Below are 4738 nucleotides of genomic sequence, written 5' to 3' on the forward strand. Positions count from 1 at the left end.
GGAATGCACGGCATTGGCCGATGCCTATGTGAATGCCGCGACCGATGGCCGCAAGAGTGAGAAGCAGGAGATCATGGAAACGATCAGGGCCTTGCGGTGTGATTCCCCAAGAAGGATCAGTTTCCTCTGCGCGAGGCTCAGGGGTGCATCCCGTACTCTGAAGAACAAGGGTTCCAAAATTCATAAGAACGACCGTGRCCGGATCCGCCCGCTGTTGAAAGAGCTTTCTGCGCAGTCGGGACGATTGGCGAAGGCGCCGAATCTCGCCCGGGTGATCGGGTTGGCTGTCCAGGCGGAAGTCATCTCCGGGTTTGACTGGAAGACATGCGAACTGACGATCAATGAGGAGAAGATGGGGACACTCCTGTGCAAAGGTGAACTTCCGGAATTCCTTCTCCGTCTTTTCGATGACCTGCTCGTCGTCAATGTGGGGCAAGCGAAAGCCTTGTGGATGGTCGTCAAGGACTGCATGAATGACTCGACGAAAAAGAAGTTCGACAAGGTGAGGGATGCGATCGCAGGGTCCATTGACCAAGCAATTGCGGGGCAAAGCATCGAACCTTACATTGATACTCGACGACAGGATGAGTGGCGCCAAAGGCGTGCCCTTCTAGCCGAAGTGCAAGAAAGCCGTTTCGAGCCGAAGCCGAACAAGTGCCTTGTCTGCTGAATTGAATTGCGAACAGGGCCTGCGTGCATCGCCCTGATGCAGGCGCTACGCGAACCCGCGCGGATTCCCACTCTGCCAGCGCCACGCATCCGCGCACATCGCATCGATGCCGCGCGTTGCCGACCAGCCGAGCAGCTCGCGCGCCAGCGCCGGATCCGCATAGCAGGCCGCCACGTCCCCCGGCCGCCGCGGCGCGATGCGGTACGGCACCGCCTTGCCGCTCGCGCGCTCGAAGGCCTTCACGACCTCCAGCACGCTGTAGCCGCGGCCGGTCCCCAGGTTCACCGTCACCGAGCGCTGCCGCTCCAGCAGGAAGCGCAGCGCCGCCACATGCCCGTCGGCCAGGTCCATCACGTGGATATAGTCGCGCACGCCGGTGCCGTCGGGCGTGTCGTAGTCGTCGCCGAACACCTGCAGGAACTCGCGCTGGCCGACCGCCACCTGCGCGACGTACGGCATCAGGTTGTTCGGCACGCCGCGCGGGTCCTCGCCGATGCGCCCGCTCGGGTGCGCGCCCACCGGGTTGAAGTAGCGCAGGAAGGCGATCTGCCACGCCGCATCGCAGCGCGCCAGCTCGCGCAGCAACTCCTCGCCGAGCAGCTTGGTCGTGCCGTACGGATTGGTGGCCGACAGCGCCGCATCCTCGGTGATCGGCAGCCGCTCGGGCTGGCCGTAGACGGTGGCCGACGAGCTGAACACCAGCCGCTTGCAGCCATGGTCCTGCATCGCCTGCGCCACGTTGATCAGCCCGCCCAGGTTGTTGCGGTAGTACTCCAGCGGCTTCTGCACCGATTCGCCGACCGCCTTGTGCGCCGCGAAGTGCACCACCGCGTCGATGCGGTGCTGCCGGAACACCGCATCCATCGCGGCGCGCTCGCAGACATCGGCCTCGATGAAGACCGGCGCCTGCCCGCCCAGCTCGGCCAGGCGCTGCAGCACGATGCGCGAGCTGTTCGCGAAATTGTCGACACCCACCACGTCGAAACCGGCGGCCTGCAGCGCAAGCCAGGTGTGGGACGCGATGTAGCCGGTGGCACCGGTCAGCAGGATGGTGGGCATGGAATGCGCAGCAGGGGCAGGGCGCTGGATCATAGGGGGCACCCCGCCGCCCGACAGCCCCCGGGATGGATGGTCACGGTCCGCCACCTACAATCCCGCGCATGTTGAATGCCTTCTTCGCGTCGCTCGGCGCCGGTGCGCTGGAGCGCATCACCCTGCTGCTCAACCACGTGATCGCGTCCGAGACCGTCGCCACCGACCGGCTCAAGCCGCATGCCGGCCGCAGCGTGCAGCTCTCGCTCACCGGCTGGCCCTCGCTGCTGCCCCCGCCGCCGCAGATCGCGTTCCGCGTGACGCCGGCCGGCCTGCTCGAATGGTGTGGCGAGGAGCCGCCCGCCAACCCCGATCTCCGCTTGACGCTCGACGCGTCGAACCCGGCGCGCCTGGCCGCACAGTGGTTCGGCGGCGTGCGCCCGAAGGTCGGCATCGAGGGCGATTCGGCCTTCGCCGCCGACGTCAGCTGGCTGATCGACAACCTGCGCTGGGACCTGCAGGACGACCTGGCCAAGATCATCGGCCCGGCCCCGGCGCATGAACTCTCGCGCTTCGCCGCGATGGTGGCCGGTGGCCTGCGCGAGGCGGTGCACGTGCTGCAGGGCCTGGTCAAGCGCCGCGGCGATTGACGATGAGGCACCTGCTGCGGTTGCTGTTCATCGGCTTCATCGTCCTGCGCTACGGGCTCGATGAGCTCGCGCTGTCGGGCTTCCGCCAGCGCTGGGTGCGGGCCCTGGTGCGGGTGATGACGCTCGGCCGCCGCCTGCACGCGCCGCGCGGCGTGCGGCTGCGCGAAGCGCTGGAGCGGCTCGGGCCGATCTTCGTCAAGTTCGGCCAGGTGCTGTCGACCCGCCGCGACCTGCTGCCCGACGACCTCGCCGACGAGCTGGCCCGGCTGCAGGACCGCGTGCCGCCGTTTCCGGCGGCGCTCGCCCGCCAACTGGTCGAGCACGCCTACGGCCGGCCGATCGAGGACATCTTCGCGAGCTTCGAGGCCGAGCCGGTGGCCAGTGCCTCGATCGCGCAGGTGCACTTCGCCACGCTGAAGAGCGGGCGCGAGGTCGCCGTGAAGGTGCTGCGCCCCGGCATGCTCGCGGTGATCGAGGACGACCTGACACTCCTGCGCAGCATCGCGCGCTGGATCGAGCGCCTGTCGTCGGACGGCAAGCGCCTGAAGCCGCGCGAGGTGGTGGCCGAATTCGACAACTACCTGCACGACGAGCTCGACCTGGTGCGCGAGGCGGCCAATGCCGCGCAGCTGCGCCGCAACATGCAGGGCCTGAACCTGGTGCTGGTGCCCGAGATGGTGTGGGACCTGTGCACCACCAGCGTGATCGTGATGGAGCGCATGTACGGCCTGCCGATCAGCCAGGCGCAGCGGCTGCGCGACGCCGGCGTCGACATCCCGAAGCTCGCGCGCGACGGCGTGACGATCTTCTTCACGCAGGTGTTCCGCGACGGCTTCTTCCACGCCGACATGCACCCGGGCAACATCCAGGTCAGCGTCGACCCGAAGACCTTCGGGCACTACATCGCGCTCGATTTCGGCATCGTCGGCACGCTGACCGAGTTCGACAAGGAATACCTCGCGCAGAACTTCATCGCGTTCTTCCGCCGCGACTACAAGCGCGTTGCCGAACTGCACGTGGAGTCGGGCTGGGTGCCGGCGAACACCCGCGTCGATGAGCTCGAAGGGGCGATCCGCGCGGTCTGCGAGCCGCACTTCGACCGGCCGCTGAAGGACATCTCGCTGGGCCAGGTGCTGCTGCGGCTGTTCCAGACCTCGCGGCGCTTCAACGTCGAGATCCAGCCGCAGCTGGTGCTGCTGCAGAAGACGCTGCTGAACGTCGAGGGGCTGGGCCGCCAGCTCGACCCGGAACTCGACCTGTGGAACACCGCCAAGCCCTTCCTCGAGCGCTGGATGAACGAGCAGGTCGGCTGGCGCGGCCYGCTGCTGCACCTGAAGAAGGAGGCGCCCCGCTACGTGCAGCTGCTGCCCGAGCTGCCGCGGCTGCTGCACGACGCACTGCGCACGCCGCGCGGCACCGAGCCGCGTCTGCTGGAGGCGGTGCTGGCCGAGCAGCGGCGCACCAACCGGCTGCTGCGGGCGATCATCTACGGGGCGATCGGGTTCCTGCTGGGGCTGGTCGCGACGCAGGTGATGACACATTGGAGGTAGGTGAAACCCGGGTCCGGGACTTGCATGGCCGGGCGCTCCTGCATGGATAATCCTGCCCGCCTCCCACCCCGCGCCGCAAGCCTAGGTCGATGAACACCACCCTGATTTCCTTCGTCGTGCTGTACCTGCTGGGCACCCTCGGCCTGGGCATCTGGGCCGGCACGCGGATCAAGAACACCAGCGATTTCGCGATCGCCGGCCGCAGCCTGCCGCTGATCATGGTGGTCACCACCACCTTCGCGACCTGGTTCGGTGCCGAGACCGTGATGGGCATCCCGGCCCGCTTCGTGCAGGGCGGCCTGGGCTCCATCGTCGAGGACCCGTTCGGCGCCGGCACCTGCCTGGTCCTGGTCGGCCTGTTCTTCGCGACCAGGCTCTACAAGCAGAACCTGCTGACCATCGGCGATTTCTATCGCAAGCGCTTCGGCAAGGGCGTCGAGGTGTTCTGCTCGCTCGCCATCATCCTGAGCTACCTCGGCTGGGTCGCGGCGCAGATCACTGCGCTGGGCGTGGTGTTCTCGGTGCTGACCGACGGCGCGATGTCCGAGACCGCCGGCATGATCGTCGGCACGCTCGCGGTGCTGATCTACGTGGTGGTCGGCGGCTTCCTCGCGGTGGCCTGGACCGATTTCATCCAGATGATCGTGCTGGTGATCGGCCTCAGCATCATCGCCATCTTCGCGAGCGACCTGGCCGGCGGCGCCGACAAGGTGTTCGCGATGGCGCAGCACAAGCAGCTGTGGACCTTCCTGCCCGCGCCCACCTTCACCGAGATCGCGATGTTCATCGGCGCCGGCCTGACGATGATGCTGGGCAGCATCCCGCAGCAGGACGTG

The 4738-nt window shown here is 67.2% G+C and carries 5 protein-coding genes; 4 read left to right on the forward strand and 1 reads right to left on the reverse strand.

The genetic code is table 11. The features are described 5' to 3' along the window. Positions 1 to 670 (forward strand): hypothetical protein (locus tag AC1D15_RS18615; RefSeq protein WP_477827149.1); only part of this gene is annotated, 670 nt, incomplete at its 5' end. A 45-nt stretch (positions 671 to 715) separates the two neighbouring features. Here the strand turns inward: AC1D15_RS18615 and galE are convergent. Next, the gene (gene galE, locus AC1D15_RS18620; protein ID WP_047503225.1) at positions 716 to 1729 is read right to left on the reverse strand and encodes a UDP-glucose 4-epimerase GalE; all 1014 of its coding nucleotides are present in this window, start codon (positions 1727 to 1729) and stop codon (positions 716 to 718) included. Positions 1730 to 1830: 101 nt separating this feature from the next. On the opposite strand from galE, the gene AC1D15_RS18625 reads away from it, so the two are divergent. The 3 genes from AC1D15_RS18625 to AC1D15_RS18635 all read left to right on the forward strand — a co-directional run. Next, positions 1831 to 2352 (forward strand): hypothetical protein, encoded by a 522-nt coding sequence (locus AC1D15_RS18625; protein ID WP_047503224.1) that lies wholly within the window; start codon positions 1831 to 1833, stop codon positions 2350 to 2352. A 2-nt stretch (positions 2353 to 2354) separates the two neighbouring features. Continuing rightward, on the forward strand, positions 2355 to 3902 hold the full coding sequence (ubiB, locus tag AC1D15_RS18630; protein WP_477827150.1) for a ubiquinone biosynthesis regulatory protein kinase UbiB: 1548 nt from the start codon (positions 2355 to 2357) through the stop codon (positions 3900 to 3902). A gap of 89 nt (positions 3903 to 3991) precedes the next feature. Next, a partial coding sequence (locus AC1D15_RS18635; protein WP_477827151.1) for a sodium:solute symporter family transporter occupies positions 3992 to 4738 on the forward strand: 747 nt, incomplete at its 3' end.

It is taken from the genome of Rhizobacter sp. P2_H2 (assembly GCF_056403375.1).